22 protein-coding genes and 1 pseudogene are annotated in these 23384 nt (G+C 68.6%); 12 read left to right on the top strand and 11 right to left on the bottom strand.

Features of this window, described 5'->3' with window-relative positions:
* Window positions 1-27 precede the first annotated feature (27 nt).
* From LPC10_RS19125 to LPC10_RS19140, 4 genes are all read right to left on the bottom strand, one after another.
* Window positions 28-531 (bottom strand): hypothetical protein, encoded by a 504-nt coding sequence (locus LPC10_RS19125; RefSeq protein WP_231343941.1) that lies wholly within the window; start codon window positions 529-531, stop codon window positions 28-30.
* 362 nt (window positions 532-893) lie between these two features.
* The gene (locus tag LPC10_RS19130; RefSeq protein ID WP_003596815.1) at window positions 894-1853 is read right to left on the bottom strand and encodes a hypothetical protein; all 960 of its coding nucleotides are present in this window, start codon (window positions 1851-1853) and stop codon (window positions 894-896) included.
* Between the two features lie 244 nt (window positions 1854-2097).
* Window positions 2098-3372 carry a metallophosphoesterase gene (locus LPC10_RS19135; protein WP_003596816.1) on the bottom strand — a complete coding sequence of 425 codons (1275 nt, stop codon included), beginning with the start codon at window positions 3370-3372 and terminating at the stop codon, window positions 2098-2100.
* Window positions 3373-3505: 133 nt separating this feature from the next.
* Window positions 3506-4483 (bottom strand): DUF6634 family protein, encoded by a 978-nt coding sequence (locus LPC10_RS19140; RefSeq protein WP_003596818.1) that lies wholly within the window; start codon window positions 4481-4483, stop codon window positions 3506-3508.
* A gap of 184 nt (window positions 4484-4667) precedes the next feature.
* Here LPC10_RS19140 and LPC10_RS19145 point away from each other — a divergent pair, with 184 nt between their 5' ends.
* Complete coding sequence (locus LPC10_RS19145) at window positions 4668-5027, top strand: helix-turn-helix transcriptional regulator (RefSeq protein WP_003596819.1); 360 nt, start codon at window positions 4668-4670, stop codon at window positions 5025-5027.
* 68 nt (window positions 5028-5095) lie between these two features.
* Here LPC10_RS19145 and LPC10_RS19150 read toward each other — a convergent pair.
* The 3 genes and pseudogenes from LPC10_RS19150 to LPC10_RS19160 all read right to left on the bottom strand — a co-directional run bounded on the left by LPC10_RS19150 (window position 5096) and on the right by LPC10_RS19160 (window position 8518).
* Window positions 5096-5562 (bottom strand): annotated as a pseudogene (locus LPC10_RS19150) (VIT1/CCC1 transporter family protein).
* A gap of 163 nt (window positions 5563-5725) precedes the next feature.
* Complete coding sequence (locus LPC10_RS19155; protein WP_026105497.1) at window positions 5726-6154, bottom strand: helix-turn-helix domain-containing protein; 429 nt, start codon at window positions 6152-6154, stop codon at window positions 5726-5728.
* Window positions 6155-6379: 225 nt separating this feature from the next.
* Window positions 6380-8518: a heavy metal translocating P-type ATPase gene (locus LPC10_RS19160; protein WP_003596824.1), complete on the bottom strand. Its 2139-nt coding sequence runs from the start codon at window positions 8516-8518 to the stop codon at window positions 6380-6382.
* Window positions 8519-8582: 64 nt separating this feature from the next.
* On the opposite strand from LPC10_RS19160, the gene LPC10_RS19165 reads away from it, so the two are divergent.
* From LPC10_RS19165 to LPC10_RS19175, 3 genes are all read left to right on the top strand, one after another.
* Window positions 8583-9005 (top strand): helix-turn-helix domain-containing protein, encoded by a 423-nt coding sequence (locus LPC10_RS19165; protein ID WP_003596825.1) that lies wholly within the window; start codon window positions 8583-8585, stop codon window positions 9003-9005.
* Window positions 9006-9142: 137 nt separating this feature from the next.
* The gene (locus LPC10_RS19170) at window positions 9143-10099 is read left to right on the top strand and encodes a cation diffusion facilitator family transporter (RefSeq protein WP_003596826.1); all 957 of its coding nucleotides are present in this window, start codon (window positions 9143-9145) and stop codon (window positions 10097-10099) included.
* 7 nt (window positions 10100-10106) lie between these two features.
* Entirely contained in the window at window positions 10107-10793 is a 687-nt protein-coding gene (locus LPC10_RS19175; RefSeq protein ID WP_003596827.1) for a hypothetical protein, read from the top strand.
* 59 nt (window positions 10794-10852) lie between these two features.
* Here the strand turns inward: LPC10_RS19175 and LPC10_RS19180 are convergent, their stop codons facing one another.
* The gene (locus tag LPC10_RS19180; RefSeq protein ID WP_003596828.1) at window positions 10853-11257 is read right to left on the bottom strand and encodes a flagellar basal body rod C-terminal domain-containing protein; all 405 of its coding nucleotides are present in this window, start codon (window positions 11255-11257) and stop codon (window positions 10853-10855) included.
* A 525-nt stretch (window positions 11258-11782) separates the two neighbouring features.
* On the opposite strand from LPC10_RS19180, the gene LPC10_RS19185 reads away from it, so the two are divergent.
* Together LPC10_RS19185 and LPC10_RS19190 are read left to right on the top strand one after the other, a co-directional pair.
* Window positions 11783-12529 carry a response regulator gene (locus LPC10_RS19185; RefSeq protein ID WP_017484348.1) on the top strand — a complete coding sequence of 249 codons (747 nt, stop codon included), beginning with the start codon at window positions 11783-11785 and terminating at the stop codon, window positions 12527-12529.
* Window positions 12526-13857, top strand: a complete 1332-nt coding sequence (locus tag LPC10_RS19190; RefSeq protein WP_003596830.1) for an ATP-binding protein — start codon at window positions 12526-12528, stop codon at window positions 13855-13857. Before LPC10_RS19185 ends, LPC10_RS19190 begins: the two co-directional genes overlap by 4 nt.
* An 8-nt stretch (window positions 13858-13865) precedes the next feature.
* Here the strand turns inward: LPC10_RS19190 and LPC10_RS19195 are convergent, their stop codons facing one another.
* Complete coding sequence (locus LPC10_RS19195; protein WP_012455875.1) at window positions 13866-14561, bottom strand: YoaK family protein; 696 nt, start codon at window positions 14559-14561, stop codon at window positions 13866-13868.
* A gap of 278 nt (window positions 14562-14839) precedes the next feature.
* Here LPC10_RS19195 and LPC10_RS19200 point away from each other — a divergent pair, with 278 nt between their 5' ends.
* Window positions 14840-15103, top strand: a complete 264-nt coding sequence (locus LPC10_RS19200) for a hypothetical protein (protein ID WP_003596834.1) — start codon at window positions 14840-14842, stop codon at window positions 15101-15103.
* A 223-nt stretch (window positions 15104-15326) separates the two neighbouring features.
* On the opposite strand, the gene LPC10_RS19205 is transcribed toward LPC10_RS19200, so the two are convergent.
* Complete coding sequence (locus tag LPC10_RS19205; RefSeq protein WP_003596837.1) at window positions 15327-15554, bottom strand: hypothetical protein; 228 nt, start codon at window positions 15552-15554, stop codon at window positions 15327-15329.
* Between the two features lie 654 nt (window positions 15555-16208).
* On the opposite strand from LPC10_RS19205, the gene LPC10_RS19210 reads away from it, so the two are divergent.
* Genes LPC10_RS19210 through LPC10_RS19230 form a run of 5 tightly spaced genes read left to right on the top strand, consistent with a single transcriptional unit; the run spans window position 16209 to window position 22755 of the window.
* A complete protein-coding gene (locus LPC10_RS19210; protein WP_003596839.1) occupies window positions 16209-17582 on the top strand; it encodes an efflux RND transporter periplasmic adaptor subunit in 1374 nt (457 codons plus the stop codon).
* An 11-nt stretch (window positions 17583-17593) separates the two neighbouring features.
* Window positions 17594-20842 (top strand): efflux RND transporter permease subunit, encoded by a 3249-nt coding sequence (locus tag LPC10_RS19215; protein WP_003596840.1) that lies wholly within the window; start codon window positions 17594-17596, stop codon window positions 20840-20842.
* A 5-nt stretch (window positions 20843-20847) separates the two neighbouring features.
* A complete protein-coding gene (locus LPC10_RS19220) occupies window positions 20848-21201 on the top strand; it encodes a hypothetical protein (protein ID WP_003596841.1) in 354 nt (117 codons plus the stop codon).
* Window positions 21202-21228: 27 nt separating this feature from the next.
* Entirely contained in the window at window positions 21229-21771 is a 543-nt protein-coding gene (locus LPC10_RS19225) for a hypothetical protein (RefSeq protein WP_003596842.1), read from the top strand.
* 42 nt (window positions 21772-21813) lie between these two features.
* Window positions 21814-22755 (top strand): cation diffusion facilitator family transporter, encoded by a 942-nt coding sequence (locus LPC10_RS19230; protein ID WP_003596846.1) that lies wholly within the window; start codon window positions 21814-21816, stop codon window positions 22753-22755.
* A gap of 249 nt (window positions 22756-23004) precedes the next feature.
* Here LPC10_RS19230 and LPC10_RS19235 read toward each other — a convergent pair whose 3' ends face one another.
* Window positions 23005-23370, bottom strand: coding sequence for a hypothetical protein (locus LPC10_RS19235; RefSeq protein WP_003596849.1), 366 nt, complete (start codon window positions 23368-23370; stop codon window positions 23005-23007).
* Window positions 23371-23384: the final 14 nt, after the last annotated feature.

Consider the following 23384-nt stretch of genomic DNA (forward strand, 5'->3'; position numbering starts at 1 on the left):
GGACTTCGATGGTGGGGGGCCGATGGTTCAGCGGCGGCGAGACTTGCGCATCCTCGGTCGCGCCCATCGCGCCGCGAGCCGCATGAGCCGGCGCTCGTCGGCGCTGCGCCGTGCCAGCGCGCGCAGGGCGTAGGCGATGACCGCCGGCGCGGTCGCGTCGCCGCGCTCGGCCATCAGCAGGAGATTGCCCATCACGAGATCCGACGCGACCGAAGCCGCGCCGCACGTGCGGACGTGACGGATGGCGAGCGCCGTGGCCGCGGCCGCGTCCCCGTCCCTTGCCGCGGACCAGCGCGTTTCGCCGAGTATCGACGTCGTCGCCAGCAGCCGCGCGAGGGCCGTTGCTTCCGCCCGGTCGAGGCGTCCAGGCGGGTACGTCCGCCAAGCCGCCACCACGCCGGCTTCGACCCTGGGCGGCACGCCGCGCCGCGGGGTTCGGATCGCACGCCGCAAAACCGAACACGAAACCACCCGGCCAGGCTCCGATGCCATATCCACCTCCAGCAGCCCCGCCCGTTCCAAGGCGGTCAACGAATCCGTCACGCTTTCGAAAAACTCGGCCGGTGCCCCCGCGGGGAGCCGGAACGACCCGATAGGCGAATAGGCGGTCGCCGCGCGGCGGACGGGCTCGGCTTCACAGCCCCCAAACCGATTGGCCCGGCTGTCGAATTGGCCACGACTTTTGAGAATACCTATATTATACCTGTGATATATAATACGATCAAGCCACTGCTGTCTTTGGCGGCTGGGAAAAGTCGTGGCGGCGGCAGCCCGAGGCGGGAAGCCAGCGAAGGGCGCCGTCCCCGCCCAACCTTTCCCGGCTCCCGATGCCCGTCGGCCTGTCCGAGGAGCTTGGTGCGGGCGGCCCTGGGCCGTAGGTCGACGTTCCCATCTCAGGCCTCGACCACCAAGGCTGAGTCGAAGGCATCGGCCGCATCCCAACGCCGCAAGGGGTTGGCGACCACCCTGGTCCGGCCAATGCGGTAATCCGCCGGGGCGACGGCCCGGCCGTGGACCCAGAGCGTCGGCGCCCCCCAGGCGTGCATGACATCCTCCAGGTCCGAGGCATGCGAGGCTGCCAGCCAGGCGTCCCCGAGCCATCCCGTCCAGGCGTCGGGCAGCGAACGGCGTGAAGGCGCGAAGTGGGTGAGCACGACGGCGCGGTCCCCGGGGCGAACACCGGGCACGAGCGTCCCGGGTCCCCTCGCGACGTTCAGCGATTGACACACGATGCTGGTGAGGGCGTCCTCGATGTATCCCCGCGATCTTGCATGGGCCCCGAGGGCGTCGAGCGGCGACCACGGGCGCCCCCGCCGAAGCAGGACGCGCCGGCAATCCGCCCAGCTGTGGCGGGCCGCGACCCTGGCCAGGCGGCCCTCGAAGCTCCCTTCGAGGCACCAGTCGGTCCACAGGGTCGCCCCGACCACCACGGTCCCGCCGCCGGCCTCGGGACCGATGCGTACCGCGTCGTCGGCGAGCAGGTGGATGCCGAGGTCCCGGGCGAGCTCCCGGCCGCGGGCGACCGCCTCCACCATGGGCGTCTCGGACCACAACTCCGCGCTGCCCGCCACCATCAGGACGGGCCTGTTCCCCTGTCTGCCGTCCAGGGCCCGCGCCAACCAGTTCAACGCGACGTCCAGCCCGATGGCCACTCCGCCCGCGACCAGCAGGACGTCGAACTCAGGAAGCGGATCGGGGAGCCGGAACTCGGGATTGCGGTCGACGAGCAGGTCGGACAGGATCCAGAACCTCGCGTTCTCCCTTCGGCTCCCGACGGAGGCCGGTCCGGGACAGGCCGTCCGCACCTCGGGCGTCGGGTCGATCCGCGCTCGGGGCCGAAACGGAAGCGGCAACGGCTCCGGGACCTCGGCGCCCGGAACACGACGAGGGGGGCGAACATGCCGCGTCATCGTAGCCCCCCGGCGGCCGCCGATCCCGTTCCGGTCGAGCCCGGGGAGCGGAACGGGATGGGATGCGGCGGAGGTGCTCCCCGGCATCCTAGCGCACGAGGCTCACGGGCGAAGTCCGGCAAGGGCGTCTCCATCGGCTCTCGGCTTGCGGGAGGCAGTCAGGGCGGGGCGGCCGCCCCGGGCGGTCTCAGACCTCGACGACCAGCCCGGGCTGGAAGCGCGGGTTCTCGCCGGGATATCCTCGCGGGTTGCAGAGCACGCGGGTCCCGCCGAGGCGGTAGTCGAACGGCGTATGGGTGTGCCCGTGGACCCAGAGCGAAGGCCGACCGGCCTCGATCAGGTCGTCCAACCGCGACGCGTAGGCGGCATTGAGCGGCTTGCCGAGGAACCGCGGCGCGACGCTCCCCGCCGCGGGAGCGTGATGCGTGACCACGACGTGCGCCCGCGTCGTCGCGTCCGCGGCGGACCGGAGCGCGGTTTCGAGGAAGCGGCGTGACGCGAGGTGCAGCGCGAGCGCCTCCTCCGGCCGGAACCGCCGCCACTCCGGCTTGCGGCTCCAGGCGATGAGGCGGTGATCGTTGAGGCCCACGCGTGCGTCCCGCATGGCGGGGACCCGCGTCGCCGGTCCGTCGAGCTCGTAATCCGTCCACAGGGTGCATCCCGAGACCACGACGTCGCCGAAGCGGACGGTGTCGTTCTCCAGGAGGTGAATTCCGGCCTCCATCGCGGCCGCGCGCCCCGCCTGCAACTCGTCCGGCAGGCATCGACGGTAGAATTCATGGTTTCCGGCCACGAACGCGACCGGCATATGCGGCCGGACCGTCGCGGCGAGCCACGCGATTGACTTGACGAGGCCCTCGCCGACGTCGCCGGCGACCACCGCGAGATCGGCCCCGGGGATCGAGGCTGGGGTCCATGGACTCCCGATGTCGATGTGCAGGTCCGAAAAGATCCATAGGCGCATCGGTTCTCCCTCGGTGTCGTCACCCGGAAGCCGCAGCCGGTCCGGCGCCCCGTCGTCGCTCCCGGCGGAGACGCCCGCCGGCTTAAGTTCCACCCGGGACCGCCACGCATAGGCGAACCGGGCATGGTGCGGTCCGCCCGTCCCGTCGGCGGCGAGACGGTCGAGCGCATCGGCGAGGAACGTCGCGGCAGCCTTTTCGCCGCGAAGCGCCAGCGCGAGCGCCGCGGTGGCGACCACGTCGACGTCGGGATGCGCCGGACCGCATCGTCCGAGGACCGCCCGGGCGTCGCGGAGCGCCGCCGGGGCGTCTTCCCATTCCGAGGCGGCCACGGAGGGACCGGACCCTTGGAGGGCAGCCGTCGCCGCAGCCAGCAACGGCTTGGCCAGATCGGGCGCGAGGGCGCCCGGCCCGACCGTCCGCCACAACCTGGTGAGGGACGTCGAACCGCCCGCCGCCGGCAGCGCCCAGCGACGTTCGCCTTGGGGGTGCACGGGCATCTCCTGACATCCTCGCATGGCCGCCCGGACAGGCGGCGAGGGCTCCCCCGCCCACATCTCGACGGGCGGGACCGGCTTCCGCCTTTCGAGCGAGGGAGGGGCGACCCGCCTCGACGGAAAGGGAGACGGTGCGCTACTGCAGGGAGGGACGCGGACCGGCGGGCCGTCCCAGGCGGTAGAGCCTGGAATAGGTGCGCGCCCAGGTACGACGGTCGGAAACGTAGACTTCCGAGGTTCGGACCCGGCGACCTGGGGGAAAGTCCGGATGGTGCGTGACGCGACCGACGAGCGCCGCGACCGGCCGCATCCCGAACTCCCATTCCTCAAGGACGGGGGCGGCGGCGAGCTCCTCCGCGGACGGGTATTCGCCGTCCTCCGCGGCGTCCAAGGCATCGGCAAGGTCCCGGAGCCGGTCCTGCGCGTCGCGGCGGTCCGCCTCGCCCATCCCGGCCAGGACGGGAGCGATGACGTCGCCGGGATGCCCCGGCATCGGGACCGCACCGGGTACGACCGCGTTCAGCACGCGAAGCGCAGCGCGAACGGACAGGGACGCGAGCAGGGATCCATGGGCCGGGGCGGCGGCGTCCCGCAGCGGAGCCGGCAGGCCGCGAGGGATCACGCGGATCGAGGTGTCGTCCAGGCCCGCGGCCGCCGCCGTGTCGCGCACGGTTCGGTCGGACGCTCCGAGTGAGGGGAAACCGCACCCCAGCAGCCAAGGGACGGCGGCATGCGCGGTCGCGCGCAGCATGGACACGGCCATGGCGCGTTCGAGGACGGACGGTCCGACGGCGATCACCCTGGGACATTCCCCGAGATCAACCGGGCAGTCCGCCGCCCACCCTGGCGGCAGGTCGAGCACCACGAGGCGTCGCGCGGGATCGGCGGCCGCTTCCCGCGGGAAGTCCTCTGCGAAGGAGGGACCGTCCCTGCAAAGCTCGACAACGCGCAGCGTGTCCGGCACGCTGTCGAGTCGAGGCAGCCGGGATTCGTGCGCGCCTACGACGCGCAGGAGCGTCGTGGCGGTGCCGACCGAGGCTGCGGCACGGGCAATCAGGAAGGCGGCGTGCGTGCCAACGGCACGGCCATCGCCGCCGAACAGCGCGATGATCATGGCGAAACCCCAAAGGCGGAAAGCGGCCCTCCCGCTCGACGATCAGTCGGGCGGGGGCGGGCAGTCGGCGGTGCTTGTTGAAGTTCCCAATTATACCTGTGCTATAAAAATCTTTCAAGCCTCGCCCGACGCGCCTCGGGGAGTGGACTTCGCCTCGGCTGCGGATTTCCCTCCGGACCGGACCGTGCCAGGATACCTATGCCAAGCCGCCCGCCTGCTGGTCGGTCTCACCCAGCAGGAGCTTCACCTGCTGGCGCGCGTTTCGAAGAAGTCGATCAACGACTACGAGAACGGCTTCATCGCGATCCGAGTCGCGCTTGCGAAGCGCTTGGTCGCGGCCCTTCGCGGCGCGGGCGCCCGTTTCATCGCGGGCGAGGGATACGTCGGCGTGATCGTGAGCGGGCGGAGAACGGAGGCGGGCGTCCCGGCGGCTCCCTTCGGACAGGGAGTCCAGGAAGCCGGGATCGTCTCCGACCCGGGTCCCTCGGGCGGTTCCGCCAAGCCGCGCCCCGCCCGCGGCAGGCGTGCGTCGCAGGGGGATTGAGGCTCGAAATCCCCCGGTGGCGGTTCTCGGCGCGTTCCAGGCTCACCCCGTCCTGCCTTCGAGCCTCGTCACACGACCTTGCCGACGAGGCTCCCGATGCCTGCGGTGACGCCCACGGCGAGTGATCCCCGGAACGTCACCTGTACTGTACCGTCGCCCGCGGCACTGCGGCACCACCCGCCTTCGCCCCGAGGGCGCCGAGAATGGCGAGGAACACCAGCGAGGCCGCTACCTCCGTGTATTCGGGCCCGCGCTCGACGTAGATGCGAGCGAGATTTTGGCGCTTCGCCAGGGGTCGTCGGTGAGTTCGAGCCGCTCGCGGTCGGCCCGCTCGGTCTCGGACCGGGAATTGACCGAAGGGCACTTCCCGACCGCCATCGACATCGCGCTAGCCATCAGGATCTCCCCGTTTGTGCGTGGCGGACACCGCGACGCCGACGCTGAGGCTCGCGGTCGATACGGGTCCATCGTTGGTGCTAAACGCCGCGACGCGAAGCCAGCCGGCACGGTCGATAAGGTGCTGTGCGGGTCCTATTTACGGCTACGGCGAGAACAGCGAGGGTCGGCAGGCCCAACGTGTTCATCCGAAAGACCTTTGACCGCAGCACGAGCTGAAACTTTCGTGGCGGATAAACCAGCGCTGCGTCATGGCCGACACGGCGCAAGCTTGCCCGGCTTTTCCTGAGCAGGTCCCGGATTCAGGAGATGCGGCCGTGCTCATGCGCGCACTGTCGATGGTCGGCCAGCGTCTCGATCACCCGACACTCCCCCACCCGACCGTGGCCACATGCCTCGACCATGCGCCGCAACTCTCCGCGCAAAGCCACGAGTTGCCCGATTCGACGCTCGACCTCGGCCATGTGTCGACGGGCGATGCCGTCCACCTCCGCGCAGGACCGGTCCGGCTCGGTGGACAGAGCCAGCAACTCGCGAATCGCCTGGATCTCGAATCCGAGTTCGCGCGCATGACGGATGAAATTGAGCCGGGATATCTCTGTCTCCAAATAGCGACGCTGCTTGCCCTCGGTGCGGGTCGGGGCCGGCATCAAGCCTGCTCCCTCGTAGTAGCGGATGGTTGGCACCTTCACGCCCGTGCGGCGCGACAGCTCTCCGATTGAAATGTTCATATCCCGGCCAAACCTCCAGTCCTTAGAGGTTGCACTCTCCTTCCTCCTCGATGGGAAGGGGGCACGAAAGCGGATGGCTCCGACGAACTGTCCGAACGCCATCCGTCACTCGACCGTTTTAAGCCGCCGCAGCCCATCCTTTTGACCTTGAAGCTTTGCGTGACGCTCTCCCGTTGATGACGTCGCACACGGATGGGACCTCCCATGGTGGGAACGTGAAGGGCCTCAGGCGCTCGATCTTCCCTCTCCAAGGAGCCGCAGCGCGTTTGCCGTCACCAGCACGGTTGCCCCGGTATCCGCCAGGATGGCAGGCCATAGGCCGGTGACCCCTAGAACCGTCGTGACCAGGAACACTGCCTTCAAGCCGAGCGCCAGGGCGATGTTCGTCCTGATGTTGAACAGCGTCCGGCGCGAAAGCTCGATCATCCGGGCGATGTCTGCGACGCGTCCGTGCAGGGCCGCCGCATCCGCCGTCTCAAGCGCCACGTCGGCGCCCCCACCCATCGCGATACCGACGTCCGCGGCCGCGAGCGCCGGCGCGTCGTTGATGCCGTCGCCGACCTTGGCCACCACGGCGCCAGTGGCTTGGCGCTCCCGCACGATCCGCTGCTTGTCCTCAGGCAGGAGCTCGGCCCACACCTCGATGCCGAGCGCGGCCGCCACGGCCCAGGCCGTCCGCGCGGTGTCGCCGGTCAGCATGATCGCGCCGACGCCGAGCGACGCAAGGCGGTCGACCCCCTCCCTCGCGTCGGACCTGGGCTCGTCTCGCATCGCGAGCAGCCCGGCTACCGCCCCGTTCGCGAGGAGCACGGACACGGTCTTACCCTCGCCCTGGAGCCCGGAGACCCGCTCCTCCTGATCGGGCGTGAACGGCACGCGCGCGCCGGCTTCCCTCGGCGAGCCAAGGAACAAGTCGAGCCCCCCGACCTTGCTGGCGATGCCCTTGCCGCCGAATGCCTGGGCCCCGAATGCCGGGGGCACCGGCGCTCCGGCCTCGGCGGCCTTGGCCAGCACGGCCCGGGCGAGCGGGTGCGAGGAGCCACCCTCAAGGGCGCCCGACAGCGACAGCACGTCCCGCTCGGACCTCCCGAATGCCACCACGTTCGTCACGACGGGCTTGCCCTCCGTCAGGGTTCCCGTCTTGTCGAAGGCGACCGTCGTCACCGAGGCCAGCCGCTCCAGGACGGCGCCGCCCTTGATGAGAAGCCCGCGCCGGGCCCCGGCCGAGAGGCCGGCCGCGATGGCCGCCGGCGTCGAGATGACGAGCGCGCAGGGGCAGCCGATCAGCAGGATCGCCAACCCCTTGTAGACCCAATCCCCCCACGCGCCGCCCGTGAGAAGCGGCGGGACCACCGCCACCAAGGTGGCCACCGCGACGACGGCGGGGGTGTAGACCCTGGAGAACCGGTCGATCAGGCGCTCGGTCGGCGCCTTCGCCTCCTGCGCTTCCTCCACCAGCTGCACCACCCGGGCGATGGTGTTGTCCTTGGCAGCCGCGGTCACCCGGACGCGGAGCGCCCCGTCGCCGTTGACCGTCCCGGCGAAGACTGCGTCGCCAGGCTCCTTGCGCCTCGGCACGCTCTCACCGGTGACCGACGCCTCGTCGACGTCGCTCCCGCCGTCGAGGATGGTCCCGTCCGCCGGGACGCGGTCACCCGGCCGCACCAGCACGGTGGCGCCGACCTTGAGGCTCGCGGCGGGCACAGATTCAGTCGTGCCGTCGCGTTCCAGCAGCGCCGTCTCCGGGACGAGACCGGTCAACCCACGGATGCTCGCCCGGGCTCGACCGGCAGCGACGCCCTCCAGAACTTCGCCGATCAGGAACAGGAAGACGACGGTCGCCGCCTCCTCGGTCGCCCCGATGACGGTCGCGCCGACGGCGGCGATCGTCATGAGCATCTCGATGGAGAAAGGCGTCCCATGCCGGGCGGCCAAGATAGCTCGTCGGGCAACCGGCACCAGCCCAACCGCCATGGCCGCGAGGAAAGCCCAGCGCTCGGTAATCGGCGCGACGTGCCCGAGCGCGTAGGCTGTCACCAGGGCCGCGCCGCAGGAAGCCGCCAGCAGGGCTTTCGGCGCCCTCCACCAAGGTGTCTCAGCGGTATCCCCCAACGCCACGGCGTCCGGGTCCTCGGCCCCGTAGCCGAGGCCGCGGACGGTGTCAGCGATCATTCTCGCATCGGTCCCGGGTCCGTGACGCACCGCGAGCGTCTCGGCGGCCACCGAGACCTGCACCTGCGCGATGTCGGGCAGGCGGCGCACGGCGGCCTCGACCTTCGCCGCGCAGGACGCGCAGTCCATGCCGGTCACCCGCAGGCGGGTCGTCGGGACGTCGGTCCTGTCCAGGGTCGCTGCTTCGGTCACGGCGGGTGCCTTCCTTGTGGTTAAGGCGACCCTACTTCCTCTAGCGACTAGAGGAGCAAATATCTTGAAGCCCATCGCAATCGGGGAATTGTCGCGGCAGGCAGCCGTGAAGGTGCCGACCATCCGATTCTACGAGGAGCGCGGACTCCTGCCGCGCGCGTCCCGAACGGAAGGCAACCGGCGGACCTACGGCGCGGCCGACGTCCGCAGGCTTCGGTTCATTCGGCACGCGCGTGAACTCGGATTTGAGATCGAGGACATCCGCGCGCTGCTCGATCTCGCCGAGCAGCCGGAACGCCCGTGCGGGGAGGTAGACGCAATCGCCCGCCGGCATCTCGCTGACATCGACGACCGGATTGCGCGGCTCACCGGGTTGAGGGTGGAGGTCCAGGCGATGCTGGATCAATGCTCGCGGGGCAGTGTCCGGGAATGCCGCATCGTCGAGGTGCTGGCCGATCACGGTGAATGCCTGCACGAGGTTCACTGATGCCTACGGCCACGCGGAATTGGATTTTATGCGCTCACCACGTTCGAAACCCCTTGCTCCTCCAGTCGCTAGAGGAATTAGGCGTGCCGCATATGTCGGACGCCCCGCCGAGGGCATGAAGCCGAGCGGATTTCCCAATGACCGGACACGCAGATCGCTCCGTCCGTGCCCTCCGTGACGGAGGTGGACACGAACACGGCCATTCCGGCAATGCTCAGGCATCCTTCGGTTTCGGAAGGGCCTTCGCCGTCGGCATCGGTCTGAACGTCGCCTTCGTGATCGTCGAGGCGGTCTACGGGTTCTTGAGCAATTCCCTCGCCCTCGTCGCCGACGCAGGCCACAACCTCTCGGACGTACTCGGGCTCGCCGTCGCCTGGGCCGCGGCCATTCTCGGGAAACGGGCGCCTAAGCCGCGCTACACCTACGGCATGAAGAGCTCCTCGATCCTGGCCGCCTTGTTCAACGCGGTCATCCTCCTCGTCGCCATGGGCGCCATCGCCTGGGAGGCCGTCCGGCGCTTCGGTGAGCCCGCACCGGTGGCCGGGACCACCGTGATGGTGGTCGCGGGCATCGGCATCCTGATCAACGGCATCAGCGCTTGGCTGTTCGCATCGGGGCGCGAAGGCGACCTCAACGTGAAGGGGGCCTTTCTGCACATGGCCGCCGATGCCGCCGTCTCGGCGGGCGTCGTCGTCGCCGGCCTGCTTATCGCCCTGACGGGTTGGCGTTGGCTCGATCCGGTGACCAGCCTACTCATCGCCGCGGCGGTCGTATGGAGCACTTGGGGACTCCTGCGCGACAGCGTGCGGATGTCGCTCGCCGCCGTGCCCCCCGGCATCGACCCTGACGCCGTGCGCGCGCATCTGCGGGGCTTGGAGGACGTCACGGCCGTCCACGACTATCACGTCTGGCCGATGAGCACGACCGAGGTCGCCCTGACGAGCCATCTCGTAAGGCCGGACGGCACGGACGACGCTTTCCTTATACGAGCCGCACGCGAATTGAGGGGCCGCTTCGGGATCGTCCACGTCACGTTGCAGGTCGAGACGAGCGAGACGACCGCCTGCGCCCTGGCCCCGGACGGCGTGGTCTGAACCTGCGATGCAAGCCTGGCTCTATACCCTCATCCCGGCAGCCGCCGCCGTCCTCGGCGCCGCGGTCGCCGTCAACATGCGGCCGGGACCCGTCTTGGTCAGCGCCATCCAGCACTTCGCCGCAGGCGTCGTATTCGCCGCGGCGGCGGGCGAGATCCTGCCTGACCTCAAGCATGCCGGATCGCCTTGGGCCACCCTGGTCGGCGGCGGCGTCGGTGTTGCCGCCATGCTCGCGGTCCGCACTCTGGAGCGTCGGGTGAAAGGACCAGTCGGTCTACTGACCGTCACCGGAATTGATATCTTGGTGGACGGGCTCGTCCTCGGCATCGCCTTCGCAGCGGGCGCCAAGGCCGGTTTCCTGCTTACGGTCGCCCTGACCATCGAGGTGCTGTTCCTCGGCCTGACCGTCGCGAACGAACTCGGCGAGGGCGGAACCTCGAAAGCCAGGGTGGTCGGCTTGACCGCCGCCCTCGTCGTCCTGCTGCCGCTCGGTGCGCTGCTCGGCGGCCCGGTCGCCACGCTGCCCGCGGCCATCCGCGGCGGCTTTCTCGCCTTCGGCCTGATTGCGCTCCTCTACCTCGTGACGGAGGAACTTTTGGTCGAGGCACACGAAACGGAGGACCGTCCATGGGTGACCGCGATGTTCTTCGCAGGCTTCCTGCTATTGCTCTTGCTCGATGAGCTTGTCGGTTGATGGCGCACGTGCCGGCCGCGTTTGATGCGTCATCACGAAAGGCTTTCGGGTCGATGACATCAGCTCTTCAGTAGCGCGAGCGTCTTTCCTTTCAGGTCGTCAAAGGTCGCGATAGTGCGCAGATTGGCCTCGTACGCTCGCATCGCAGAGCGAAGTTCGGACATCTCGACCGTAGGGCGGACATTGGGAAGCTTGAGGTTGCCGCCAGCATCGGCGGCGGGGTGTCCAGGACTATGAACCGTCGGGAATTCGGTCTTGTCGCGTACGATACGGATGGCCGGTGCCTCTTCGGTGTTGCCCGTGATCGGCTCGAACACTGCAATCTTGCGCCTATAGGGTTCGCCGTCTGGGGCGGACGCCGTGGAACGCGCGTTGGCAATATTCTCGACCGACACGCGCATGCGACCCTGATGTATGCGTAGGGCGGCAGACGCCAAGCTTGGCCCGGAAATGTCGTCCTTCATCGCCGCCAGCCTCCCTCTTGCCGGCATCCTGTCCCGGCGTGCACAAATTTGTTAATCAAATCTAATGAGTTAGAGTTAAAAAAAGGTTAATTCACGCCTCATGGTGTTAGAGTAATCCGAGCGCCGGCCCGTCCGAATTCAGGAGTATTCGGCGATGTCTTCGAACCACCGTTCAGCTCTTTTCCGGGAAATCGGGCGAACGAGCATCGGATCGCTCCATTCGCACCTCCGCGACAGCCGGATCCATAGGCCGATTTGTACTCACCCGGCATCGACCGCTTCTGACTTCAAAATTTTGATATCCTCGTAAATTACATTTAATTATGTATAGAGCATACTATCAAATCAAATTGGTCGTATTTTTGGTCGAGCAGTCGTATCGACAATATAAAATATGCAAAATTTATACAAGTGACTTCATTGACGTTCGTGGCCCACTCGATGAGAGTCCCCTGATGCGTTATCTGAATCTGACGGAGACTTTGTTCGCAATGGACCCCGCGGCGATGGATGAAACGGTGGCTGATGGAACGCGATGACAGGCCGGGAGCGGGCTGCGCACAGGAGCACATCCTCCTGATCGAAGACGACGACGGCATGCGGGTGTTGGTCACGCGACTCCTGAGGGAGAGCGGCTACCGCGTCACCGGTTGCCGCAGCGGCGCCGAGATGTGGTCGCTTCTGCCCGGGAAGTCGGTCGATCTCGTCTTGCTCGACGTGATGCTGCCCGGCGCCTCCGGCTTCGATCTGCTGCGGGCGCTGCGCAGCAAGGGCACCGTGCCGGTCATCATGCTCTCCGCCCGCAACGAGGAGGCGGACCGGGTACTCGGACTCGAACTCGGAGCCGACGACTACGTCGCCAAGCCGTTCGGCCGGCCGGAACTCCTTGCCCGCATCCGCGCGGTGCTGCGTCGGACCACCATCGCGCCGGCCGCCACCGCGGCGGAGAGGGCACAGGTTCTGACCTTCGCCGGCTGGCGGCTCGATTTGCGCAGCCGGCAGCTGACCGATCCCGGGGGGGCTGCCGTAGACCTCTCGGGGGCCGAGCACGACCTACTCATGGTGTTCCTAGAGCATCCCGGGCGCGTGCTCGGCCGCGAGCAGATCCTGGAGATGAGCCGCGGACGGCTCGCCGCCCCGTCCGACCGTAGCGTGGACACCCTGGTCAGCCGCCTGAGGCGCAAGCTCGAACCGCCCGAGGGCACGCTCCCCGTGATCAAGACGGTTCGCGGCTCCGGCTACATGATGGCCGCCAAGGTCGAGCGGGCGTGAAACAACTGGTCGATCTTGCCCGCAGCCTGGAGGGGCGCACCGTCGCCGTGCTGTTGCTGGCGGTACTCGTGGTCCACGGGGGCGCGTTGTTGCTGTACCGTCAGTCGGCGTCGGCCGCGGCCGACGAGGCGTTCGCGAACGAAGTGGCGCGACAGCTCGTCTTGGCGCGGGAAGCGGTACTGCGGCGACCGCCGGGGGAGCGCGGCATCGAGGCAAAAGCCCTCTCGTCGGGTCATTTCGAGATAGGCTGGGAGCGGGGGGAATCCGCCGAGACGGGCAAGACAGACCCCGCCTTGCGCGATCTGCGCGAACGCGTCCTGGAGATCGAGCCCGTGCTCGGCCCAGGTCTGGCGCTCGCCCTGGCGGCGCCGGACGAGCCGCTGCACCAACAGGACCTGCGCGGCGCCTTCCCGCTGCCGGACGGCAGTTTCCTGACCTTCCGGTCCGCCCATTCGCCTCACCTGGTCCACCTTGCACCCTGGGCGTACCTCGCCACCGCGATGGCGATCCTGGTCGGCGTCGCCGCCGTCGTGCTGGTGCACCGGATCGCCGGCCCGCTCAGGGAACTTACGCACGCCACCGTCCGGATCGGGCACGGTACGGTCGTGTCCGTGCCTGAGGTCGGACCGGACGAGACGCGCGGGATCGGTCGGGCGCTGAACGCGATGCAAGGGCGCATCCACCGCCTCGTCGCGGAACGGACGCAGGCTTTGGCGGCGGTCTCGCACGATCTGCGCACGCCGATCGCCCGGCTCCGTCTTCGCCTGGACAAGGTCGATGACCTTGCGGACCGCCGTGCCATGGCTGCCGACCTCGACGACATGCAGGCCATGATCGACGCGACGCTGTCGTACCTGCGTGGCGAAGCCGACCCGGAAGCACGGCAGGTCGTCAACGTGGCGAGCGTGCTGATGAGCGTCGCCGACGCCTCCGCGGACGTGGGCCGCGAGGTGGGCTACGACGGCCCCGGCCGGGCGCTGGCGTCGGTACGTCCCGTTGCCTTCCGCCGCGCGGTCGAGAACCTTGTCGACAACGGTGTGCGCTACGGGATCCGGGTCCGGGTCGGCATCGAGATCGAAGAGGCGACCCTGGTGGTGCGCATCGACGACGACGGCCCCGGCATCGCGCCGGAGGACGTCGCCCGGGCCTTCCAGCCCTTCACCAGGCTGGAGGGGTCGCGTAACCGCAACACGGGCGGGACGGGGCTCGGACTGACCATCGCCCGGCGCGCGGTCGAGGCGGACGGCGGCACGCTCGTCCTGTCGAACCGGCCAGAGGGCAGCCTGCGGGCCGAGATCCGCCTGCCGAGGGCGAAGGGACGCGATTGAGACGCGGCCTACCGGGCGGTCGCCGGTGCGTCGGGGTGCGCGTCCGGCTGCGCCGACCGCTCGTTCGAGACATAGCCGCTCCCAGGCAGTGCCACCGTGAGGATGATGCCTGCGACAGCCAGCGACGCGGACAGGGCCGCCGGAACGAGGAAGGCATCGGGACCAAGGGCCTTCTGGATGAAGCCGCCGGCGACCGCGCCAAGCGTCAGGCCCGCCCAAAGCGGTGCCTGGAGCCAGAACGACGGCGCGGGCTTGTGCAGGACCATGTTCGCCAAACCGGTCCCGAAACGTACGACGGTTCCGGTGACGTAGGTCAGGGCGAGGCTCCGCCCGGCCTCATCCTGCAGCGTCGCATTCAGCATGCCGAGGGCAAGGACGACGGGATAGGCATGAAGAGGAAACGCATCGGAAGCTTCCGGCAGGAGGTTGCCGATGGACAGCAGGACGGCCTGCGCGCCGAGCAGGACCGAAAGACGCCACCGCCCAGCCCAAGCCGCAACAAGGGTGCCGGCGAACGCACCGAAGCAGAACAGCGCGATGGTGCTGCCGAACCTGGTGACGCCTGACCAATCGAAGGAACTGGCCGCGACGCCGAACCGGGTCGTGTTCCCACTCATGAACGACATGAACAGTTGAGAGTGTTCCAGGAAGCCTATCGAGTCGGCCGAACCCGCCAGGAATGCCAGCGCGACGGCCAGGGGCACGCGGGTCTCGGGTCTCGACGGGAAAGATCTGTCCACTTGGCCACCTGTCGCTGCCGCGTCGGATCTCGCCGGGGTCGCGTTCGACCCGGCGTCCGGTCCTGCGGGGAGCCGGTAGGGATACGTCGACCCCATGGCCGAGGCTTTGCTCGACCTTGACGAAGTGTGTCGGCACGCGCGCCTGACACACTTCGTCACGAACGCGGCGAACGGCAGTCAAACGGGTCGGCTATCTCCACTCCTCAAGCGGCCGATGTGGCCGATGGAAGGGATACAGATCGATGAAGCGTACGCTTGCCGCCGTTCTCACCGCCGCGATGCTGGCCGGAGCGGCCACGCCCGCCCTCGCGGTCGACGGGCACGGCAACGCCTCCAATCCGGAGCGCAGCGTCCCGAACTCGGGCGACGTCTCCGGCGGACCCGCCCACCGTGACGATCCGCGGGTGCGGGAGGCGCAGGAGAAAGGCCCGGACGGCAAGCCCGCGCACCGCGAAGGCGACGGCCACGCGCACGGGCACAGCCAGGATAAGCCCGGCAAGAAGTAAGCTTCCCACGAGGTGACACGATGAGCGGGAGACGCGCGATGCGATTGCTGCCCCTGCTCGTCGTCTTCGCGCTCCTGGCAACGGGCCTCGGCTACGCGCTCGCGGCGTCCCCTTGCCCGGACGACTTTTCACGGTGCGATACAGCCCCCTCACGCATCGTGGAAACGCCCGCCTCGACGCAAGTCGGGGCGGGCGTCCGCCTTGGTTCGGTCGACCGAAACGTTCAGTCGTCGAACTCGCGGTGATCGTGGCGCTCAAAGCCGTGGCGGTTCTCGTCCCGGTCGTCGTGATGATGGCGACGAACCTCCACGTGGTCGTGGTCGCCGTGATGGTGGCGGCGCACCTCCTCATGATGGTGGGGAGGTGGTCCGTAGCCGTAATGTTGGGCCGACGCGGTCATGGGGACCGATGCGAGGGCAGCGGTCGTCAGGGTGATCAAGCGACGTTTCATGGACGAAAATTCCTTGCTGGTCGCACAAGGCTCTGCCGACGGCTTTGAACGGGGCGTGAAGCGACCATTCAGTATCCTCCGACCAGGGAAGCCTTCACCACAACGGGCGACCGCAGCTTGCGACACAGCCTCGGAATCGCAGATAAGGACGGTGATGACTTCGGCGCGGCGCCATATGAGCTTCGGAGCGATGACGGGGTGGTGGGCAACCGCCGCCCTCGCGCTCGTCCTGGCGCTGGCCATCGCGATGCCCGGCGCCGGTCTCATGGACGACCTTGTCTCTCACCAGGGCCGTCAAGGCCATGACAGGAGCGAACTCTCGCTCGTCCCGCATACGGTGTCTGGCCTGGATCATGCCTCCGACCCCGGGTCAGCCGACCACGTCCATTGCGGTTGCCACGTCGCCTTGAGCACGACCGTCGCCGGCGATGCCCCGCTCCCCGACGGAACGCGCCCCTCCTACGCCAGATTGTCCGAGAGGATGCCCTCGGTCTCTCCCGACCGCCTGCCAAGGCCGCCGCGCGCCTGAGGTGACGCCGCGAAGGCGGCGCGTCACGAACCCGGGTCCGACCGACCCGAGCCGTCTCCTCACGTCACCGACCGCGATTGTCCGGCATGTCCGTCATCGGCTTCCGGCACGCCCGAGCAGGCATCATGCGCATCATCCTGACCGCCCTCATCCTGGCCGTCGGCGTCCTCGTGGGCGCTGCGGTTCCCGCCGTCTCCGGCTTCGTCCAGGGGCTGTTGATATCGGCTGGCCTGCCGCCGACCGTCTTCAACCTCGCCAGCGGCCCCACCGCCGCGAATTCCGCCGAGGCTTCCCCCGGCGAGGCGGGCCACGCCGCGGGCGACGGACACGGTCACGGTCACGGCAAGCCGGCCAGTAAGCCCGGGGCCGAGCAGACCCAAGGCGAGCATGACCACTCCGAGGCCGAAGGCGAGGAAGGTCATGTCAAAATGACCGCCGAGCAGATCGAGAACCAGGACATCAAGGTGGCCAAAGCCGAGGGCGCCATGCTGTCTCGCCATATCCTGGTGCCCGGTACGATCACGCCCGACACCGACCGGATCGCGCGGGTCCCTGCCCGGGTCGTCGGCACCGTCGCCGAGATGCGCAAGCGCCTGGGCGACGCCGTCAAGAAGGACGAGGTCGTTGCCGTCCTGGATAGCCGCGAGGTCGCGGACTCCAAGAGCGAGTACCTCACCGCCTCGGTGAAGGCCGACCTGGAGAAGACCAATTTCGAACGGCAGCAGGCGCTCTGGGACAAGCGGATCTCGGCCGAGAGCGCCTTCTTGAATGCCAAGGCGGTCTATTCCGAGGCGACGCTGCGCCAGGATCTGGCGCGGCAGAAGCTGTCGGCGCTGGGGCTCGACGCGACGGCGGTGGCCAAGCTGGCCAAGCGCGACGAGACCACCCCGAACCTGTCGAGCCTGCGCCAGTACGAACTGCGCTCGCCGATGTCGGGGCGCATCGTCGAGCGAAAGGTCGACGTCGGCACCGCGGTGGGCAAGGAAGGCGACCCTTCCGACCTCTACACCGTCGCCGACCTCTCAACGGTGTGGATCGAACTTGCCGTTCCGACCTCGGAACTCGCCAAGGTCAAGGAAGGCGCGTCCGTCACGGTCGCGCCGGGCCAGGAGGGCGGCGTGCAGCACGAGAAGGGCAAGGTCGTCTTCGTCAGTCCTTTCCTCACCGCCGACACGCGTGCCGCCAAGGTCATCGTCGCCCTGCCGAACAAGGACATGGCCTGGCGTCCGGGCACCTACGTCACCGCCGAGGTCGAGATCTCGCGGGATGCCGTTCCGGTGAGCGTGCCCAAGGCGGCCCTCCAGACCGTCGAGGGCAAGCGCGTCGTCTTCGTCCGCACAGACGAGGGCTTCGAGAAGCGCGAGGTCGAACTCGGGCGCTCCGACGACGACGCCTACGAGGTCGCCTCGGGTCTCAAGCCCGGCGAGGCCATCGCCGTCGGCAACACCTTCCTCCTCAAGGCCGAGCTCGGAAAGAGCGAAGCCGACCACGCGCATTGAGGGGACGGGCCATGATTTCGAAGATCCTCGACTTCTCCGTCCACCAGCGCTGGCTCGTGCTGCTGCTGTCGCTGCTGGCGGCCGGATTCGGTGGCTATGCCGTGACCAAGCTGCCCATCGACGCCGTCCCGGACATCACCAACAACCAGGTCCAGATCAACACGACCGCGCCCTCGCTCTCGCCCGTCGACATCGAGAAGCAGGTCACCTACCCGGTCGAGACCGCGCTCGCGGGCATCAAGGGGCTGGAATACACCCGCTCGCTCTCGCGCAACGGCTTCTCGCAGGTCACCGCCGTCTTCGCGGAGAAGCTCGACATCTACTTCGCGCGCCAGCAGGTCGCCGAACGCCTCTCGCAGGTGAAGCAGGACCTGCCGCCCGGCGCCGAGCCCGCCATGGGCCCGATCTCGACCGGCCTGGGCGAGATCTACATGTGGTCGATCCACTACGCCAAGCCGGGCGAGCGCCAGGTCTCGGCCGCGGGTAAGCCCGGTTGGCAGCCGGACGGCAGCTACCTGACGCCGGAAGGTCAGAGCCTCAGGACGGAACTGGAGCAGACCGCCTACCTGCGCACGGTCCAGGACTGGATCATCCGCCCACAGATCAAGACGGTCCCGGGGGTCGCCGGCATCGACGGCATCGGCGGCTTCGAGAAGCAGTACCACGTCCAGCCGGACCCAACGAAGCTCGCCGCCCGCGACCTGTCCTTCGGTGACGTCGCCCGCGCCCTGGAGACGAACAACGCCAACCAGGGCGCCCGCTACCTGGAGGACAACGGCGAGGGCTACGTCGTTCGCGCCGCCGGGCGCCTGGAGAGCATGGACGAGATCGGCGACGTGGTCGTCGCCACCCGTGCCGGCGTCCCGGTGCGCATCCGGGACATCGCCGAGGTCCGCATCGGAAAGGACTTGCGCACCGGCTCCGGCAGCGAGAACGGCCAGGAGGTCGTGATCGGCACGGCCCTGATGTTGATCGGAGACAACAGCCGTAAGGTCGCCGCCGCGGTCGACGCACGCATGGAGCAGATCCGCAAGTCGCTGCCGCCGGGGGTCGAGGTGCAGACCGTCCTCGACCGTACCCGCCTCGTCGAAGCCACCATCAAGACCGTGGCCAAGAACCTGTCCGAGGGCGCCGCCCTCGTCATCGTCATCCTGTTCCTGCTGCTCGGCAACATCCGCGCGGCCATCATCACGGCGCTCGTCATCCCGGTCGCCATGCTGATGACCATGACCGGGATGGTCGAGGCGAAGATCTCGGCCAACCTGATGAGCCTCGGCGCGCTCGACTTCGGCCTGATCGTCGACGGGGCGGTCATCATCACCGAGAACGCCCTGCGGCACCTCGCCGAGAAGCAGCACGAACTCGGGCGGAGCCTCGACACCGAGGAGCGCCTGCAGACGGTGCGGGCCTCGGCCGAGGAGATGATCAAGCCCTCCCTCTACGGGCAGGCCATCATCATCCTGGTCTACGTCCCGCTCCTGACCTTCACCGGGGTGGAGGGCAAGATGTTCGAGCCGATGGCGCTGACAGTCATCATCGCGCTCGTGGCCGCCTTCGTCCTCTCGCTGACTTTCGTGCCCGCCCTGATTTCCATCGTCATCACCGGCAAGGTCACCGAGGAAGACAACTTCATCATCCGTGCGTTCAAGGCAGCCTACCGCCCGGTGCTGGCCGCTGCGGTCCGCGCGCCCGTCGCCTTCGTCGTCGGAGCGCTCCTGCTCCTCGTCGGTGCGGGAATCCTCTCCACACGCCTGGGCACCGAGTTCATCCCGCAGCTCGACGAGAAAAGCATCGCGCTCAACGCCACACGCATCCCCTCGACCTCGCTGACCCAGTCCCAAGCGATGCAGCTGAAGGTCGAGCAGGCCGTGTCAAAATTCCCGCAGGTTGCCTACGTCTTCTCGAAAACCGGCACGGCGGAGGTCGCATCGGACCCGATGCCGCCGAACTCGTCGGACACTTTCGTCATCCTGAAGCCTCAGGAGGAATGGCCCGACCCGAGCCTGTCCAAGGCGGACCTGCAGGAGCAGATCGAGAAGGCGGTCGGCGAACTCGCCGGCAACGTCTACGAGTTCTCCCAGCCGATCCAGCTGCGTTTCAACGAGCTCTTGGCCGGCACCCGCGGCGACCTCGCCGTGAAGGTGTTCGGCGAGGAGTTCGAGCCGATGCTCAAGGCGGCCAATCAGGTCGCCCAGGTGCTGCGCGGCATCACCGGGGCCGAGGACGTCAAGGTCGAGCAGACCGCCGGCCTGCCGTTCCTGGAAATCAAGATCAACAAGGCCGAGGCCGCCCGCTACGGGCTCAGCGTCGGCGCCATCCAGGAGGTCATCGGCGCGGCCATCGGCGGCAAGGATGCCGGCGTGGTGTTCGAGGGCGACCGGCGCTTCCCCATCGTCGTGCGCCTGAACGACAAGGTGCGCGAGGACCGCGAGGCATTGGAGAACATCCCGGTGCCGCTTCCTCCGGGGCTGAACGGACGGGCGAGTTCGGTCCTGCTCAAGCAGGTGGCGTCGTTCTCGGTGACCGAGGGGCCGAACCAGATCTCGCGCGAGAACGGCAAGCGTCGGGTCGTGGTGACGGCCAACGTGCGCGGCCGCGACATCGGCTCGCTGGTGGCGGAGGCGCAAGGAAAGGTCGCCGCACAGGTCCAGCTTCCGTCCGGTTACTACGTCACCTGGGGTGGCCAGTTCGAGAACCTCGCCTCCGCCAAGCAACGTCTCATGATCGTGGTGCCGGTCTGCTTCTTCCTCATCTTCCTGCTGCTCTACTCGGCGCTGGGCTCGCCCCGGGACGCCCTGCTGGTGTTCAGCGCGGTGCCCCTGGCCCTGACCGGCGGCATCGCGGCGCTGTGGCTGCGGGGCATGCCCATCTCGGTGCCGGCGGCGGTCGGGTTCATCGCGCTCTCGGGCGTGGCGGTGCTGAACGGCCTCGTGATGCTGACCTTCATCAAGCAACTCGTCGCCGAGGGACGGCCCAAGCGCGAGGCCATCCTCGAAGGCGCCATGATCCGGCTGCGGCCGGTGGCGATGACGGCGCTCGTCGCCTCGCTCGGCTTCGTGCCGATGGCCATCGCCACGGAAACCGGCGCCGAGATCCAGCGGCCGCTCGCGACCGTGGTCATCGGTGGCCTGATCAGCGCCACCTTGCTGACCTTGGTCGTCCTGCCGGCCCTGTACGCGCGCTTCGGCAGGGTCGAGACCACGGCAGCGGCTGAGCGCCCGGCGCCGTCGGTTCCTCGCCAACTCAAGGCGGCGGAGTAGCCCCGATGGGAAGGGTCCGGTCGGGCATGCTCGTGTGGTTCGGCTTGACCATGGCCGTTCAGGCCGAGCCGACCAAGATCGTCGGCATCGGTGCCGCCTCCTGTGCCCGGTTCGGCGCGGATGCCGCGGCGCAGCCAGCCATGGAGCGCGACTACTTCGCCTGGGCGCAGGGGTTCATGAGCGGCGCGCTGATCCGGGCGCCGGACGGGGTCGACGAGGGCTTGGACCTCGCGCCGCCCTCCATGCCCTTGGCCGCCCAGGCGGACTTCCTACGCACGTTCTGCGCGGCCAATCCGGCCACCGATTACTCGGACGCGGTTCGTGCCCTCTACCACCGACTGCGTGGACCCGCGTCCTAGGAACCGGGTCCGACGGGAGACCGAGCGATGAGGTGGCACCTGCGCGTCCTTCACGCGGCCGCATTCGCGGTCGTCCCGGCCCTCGCCGCCGATGCGGGCGAGGCGCCGTTCGGCCTTGCGTGGGGACCGCTCTCCGAAGTGCCCCGTCCGCTGAAGGTCGACCGCGAGGCGAACTTGACGGCCCTGTACTACCCGCAGGGTTGGCGGCCGGCCACGGGACCCGGGACGGCCGAGGTCATCCTGGTGATCTGCCGGACCGAGGGGCTGCAGCAGGTGGTCTGGGTCGGCGTGCCACTCTCCGGCGACGACCTCGCGAAAGCGCGTCGGGCCATCCACGACGAAGGCGTTCGCCGTTACGGCGAACCCGAGCCGGGACCGACGGCGGATGCGGAACTCTGGCCCGGTGGGCAGGCGCTGCTGGCCAGCCGCGAAACCGCGGACGGACGGCGCGAACTCGTCATGACGACGTTCGGCCCCGGATACCAGGCCTGTTCCGGGACGCACCACGTCGAGGCCGGGCATCCGGCTGGCGCACACGTGGCCGACCTGATCGGCGGAATCGCGCCCTGAAACCCGCGGTCGGACACATCATCGCAAACCTGGGATCGGCATATGGGACACGGACACGCACACGGCGGCGGCCATGGGCATTCGCACGGCGGCGGCATTCCCTCGGGCTCGGCTGCGGCCCGCAACAAGGGACGCCTCGCCTGGGCGCTCGGGCTGACCTTGACCTACATGTTCGCCGAGGTCGTCGGCGGCCTGCTCACCGGCAGCCTCGCGCTCCTGGCGGATGCCGCGCACATGGTCACGGACGCCGGCGGCCTCGCCCTGGCGTTGCTCGCCATTCACTACGCGGCCAAGGCGCCGACGGCGGGCAAGAGCTTCGGGTATATGCGCTTCGAGATCCTCGCGGCGCTCGCCAACGCCGTCGTGCTGCTCGGGGTCACCGCCTACATCCTCTACGAGGCCTATCGGCGCTTCGTGGAGCCGACCGAGATCCTCGGCTGGCCGATGATGCTGGTGGCGCTGGTTGGGCTGGGCGTGAACCTCGCCAGCATGAAGCTGCTGTCGGGCGGCTCGTCCGAGAGCCTCAACGTGAAGGGCGCCTACTTCGAAGTCTTTTCGGACATGCTGGGCTCGGTCGGCGTCATCCTCGCGGCCCTCGTGGTGATGGGCACGGGCTGGACCTGGGTCGATCCTCTCATCGGCGCCGGCATAGGCCTGTTCATCGTACCCCGGACCTGGCGACTGCTGAGCGAAGCCCTTCACATCCTGTTGGAGGGCACGCCTCCCGGCGTGGACCTCGCCGCCCTGAAGACCGAGATCGAGGCGATGCCGGGGGTGCGCCGCGCCTACGACCTGCATGCCTGGACGTTGACGTCGGGCTTCGACGCGATGAGCGGGCACGTGGTGGTCGACGACGTCGCCGGCGGGCCGGCGGTGATCCGTGCCGTGCGGGGCCTAATGAAGGAGCGGCACGGCATCGAGCACGTCACCGTCCAGGTCGAGGACGAGGCACTCTCCGCGGAGTTCCCGCACCTTCCCGTCTGAGGCGGCGCGGCCATGGTAGGCAAGAAGCTGGCCCGGGAAATCGAGAGATGGGAGTCCAAGCCGCGCGGCAGGCGTCGTGCCCGTCCGCACGTCAGAAGGCGGGCGGGACGCGACCTCGTCAAGGTGCTGGCGGTGTGCTTCCTGCTCCTGGGCTTCCTGGTGCTCCTGGGCCATTTGTCCTGACCCGGAGGTAGCCGGGCCGAGGCGGCCTGCGCGGAAGGAACCGCACGGGCCGCCCCACCGACGGCCCTACTGCTTCTCGAACCGCGCCTGGATGTTGTGCCCGTGCATCTTCGCGGACAGCACGACCTTCGCTCCCGCCGCCAGCGGGGCCTTAAGGTCGGCCATGAGCTTGTTCGGCGCCCCCGGCTTCAGGGTCAGCGTCTCCGTCTTGCCTCCGACCTGCACGAATGCCTTGGCCGAGAGGCCGGCGGTCTCGACCGGCTTGCCGTCCTCACCGGTCACGAAGAAGGTGATGCCGGTCTCGGTCGCGACGAACTCGACGGGATGTCCATCGGCGACCGTCGTCTGGCCGCCGTTCGGGCCGGCGGCGAGGCAGGGCGACGCGAGGGCGATGGCGACGGCAACGACGGCGAGGCGGAAGGGGGAGCGCATGACGATGTCCTTTC

The organism is Methylorubrum sp. B1-46 (assembly GCF_021117295.1).
Taxonomy (GTDB): Bacteria; Pseudomonadota; Alphaproteobacteria; order Rhizobiales; family Beijerinckiaceae; genus Methylobacterium.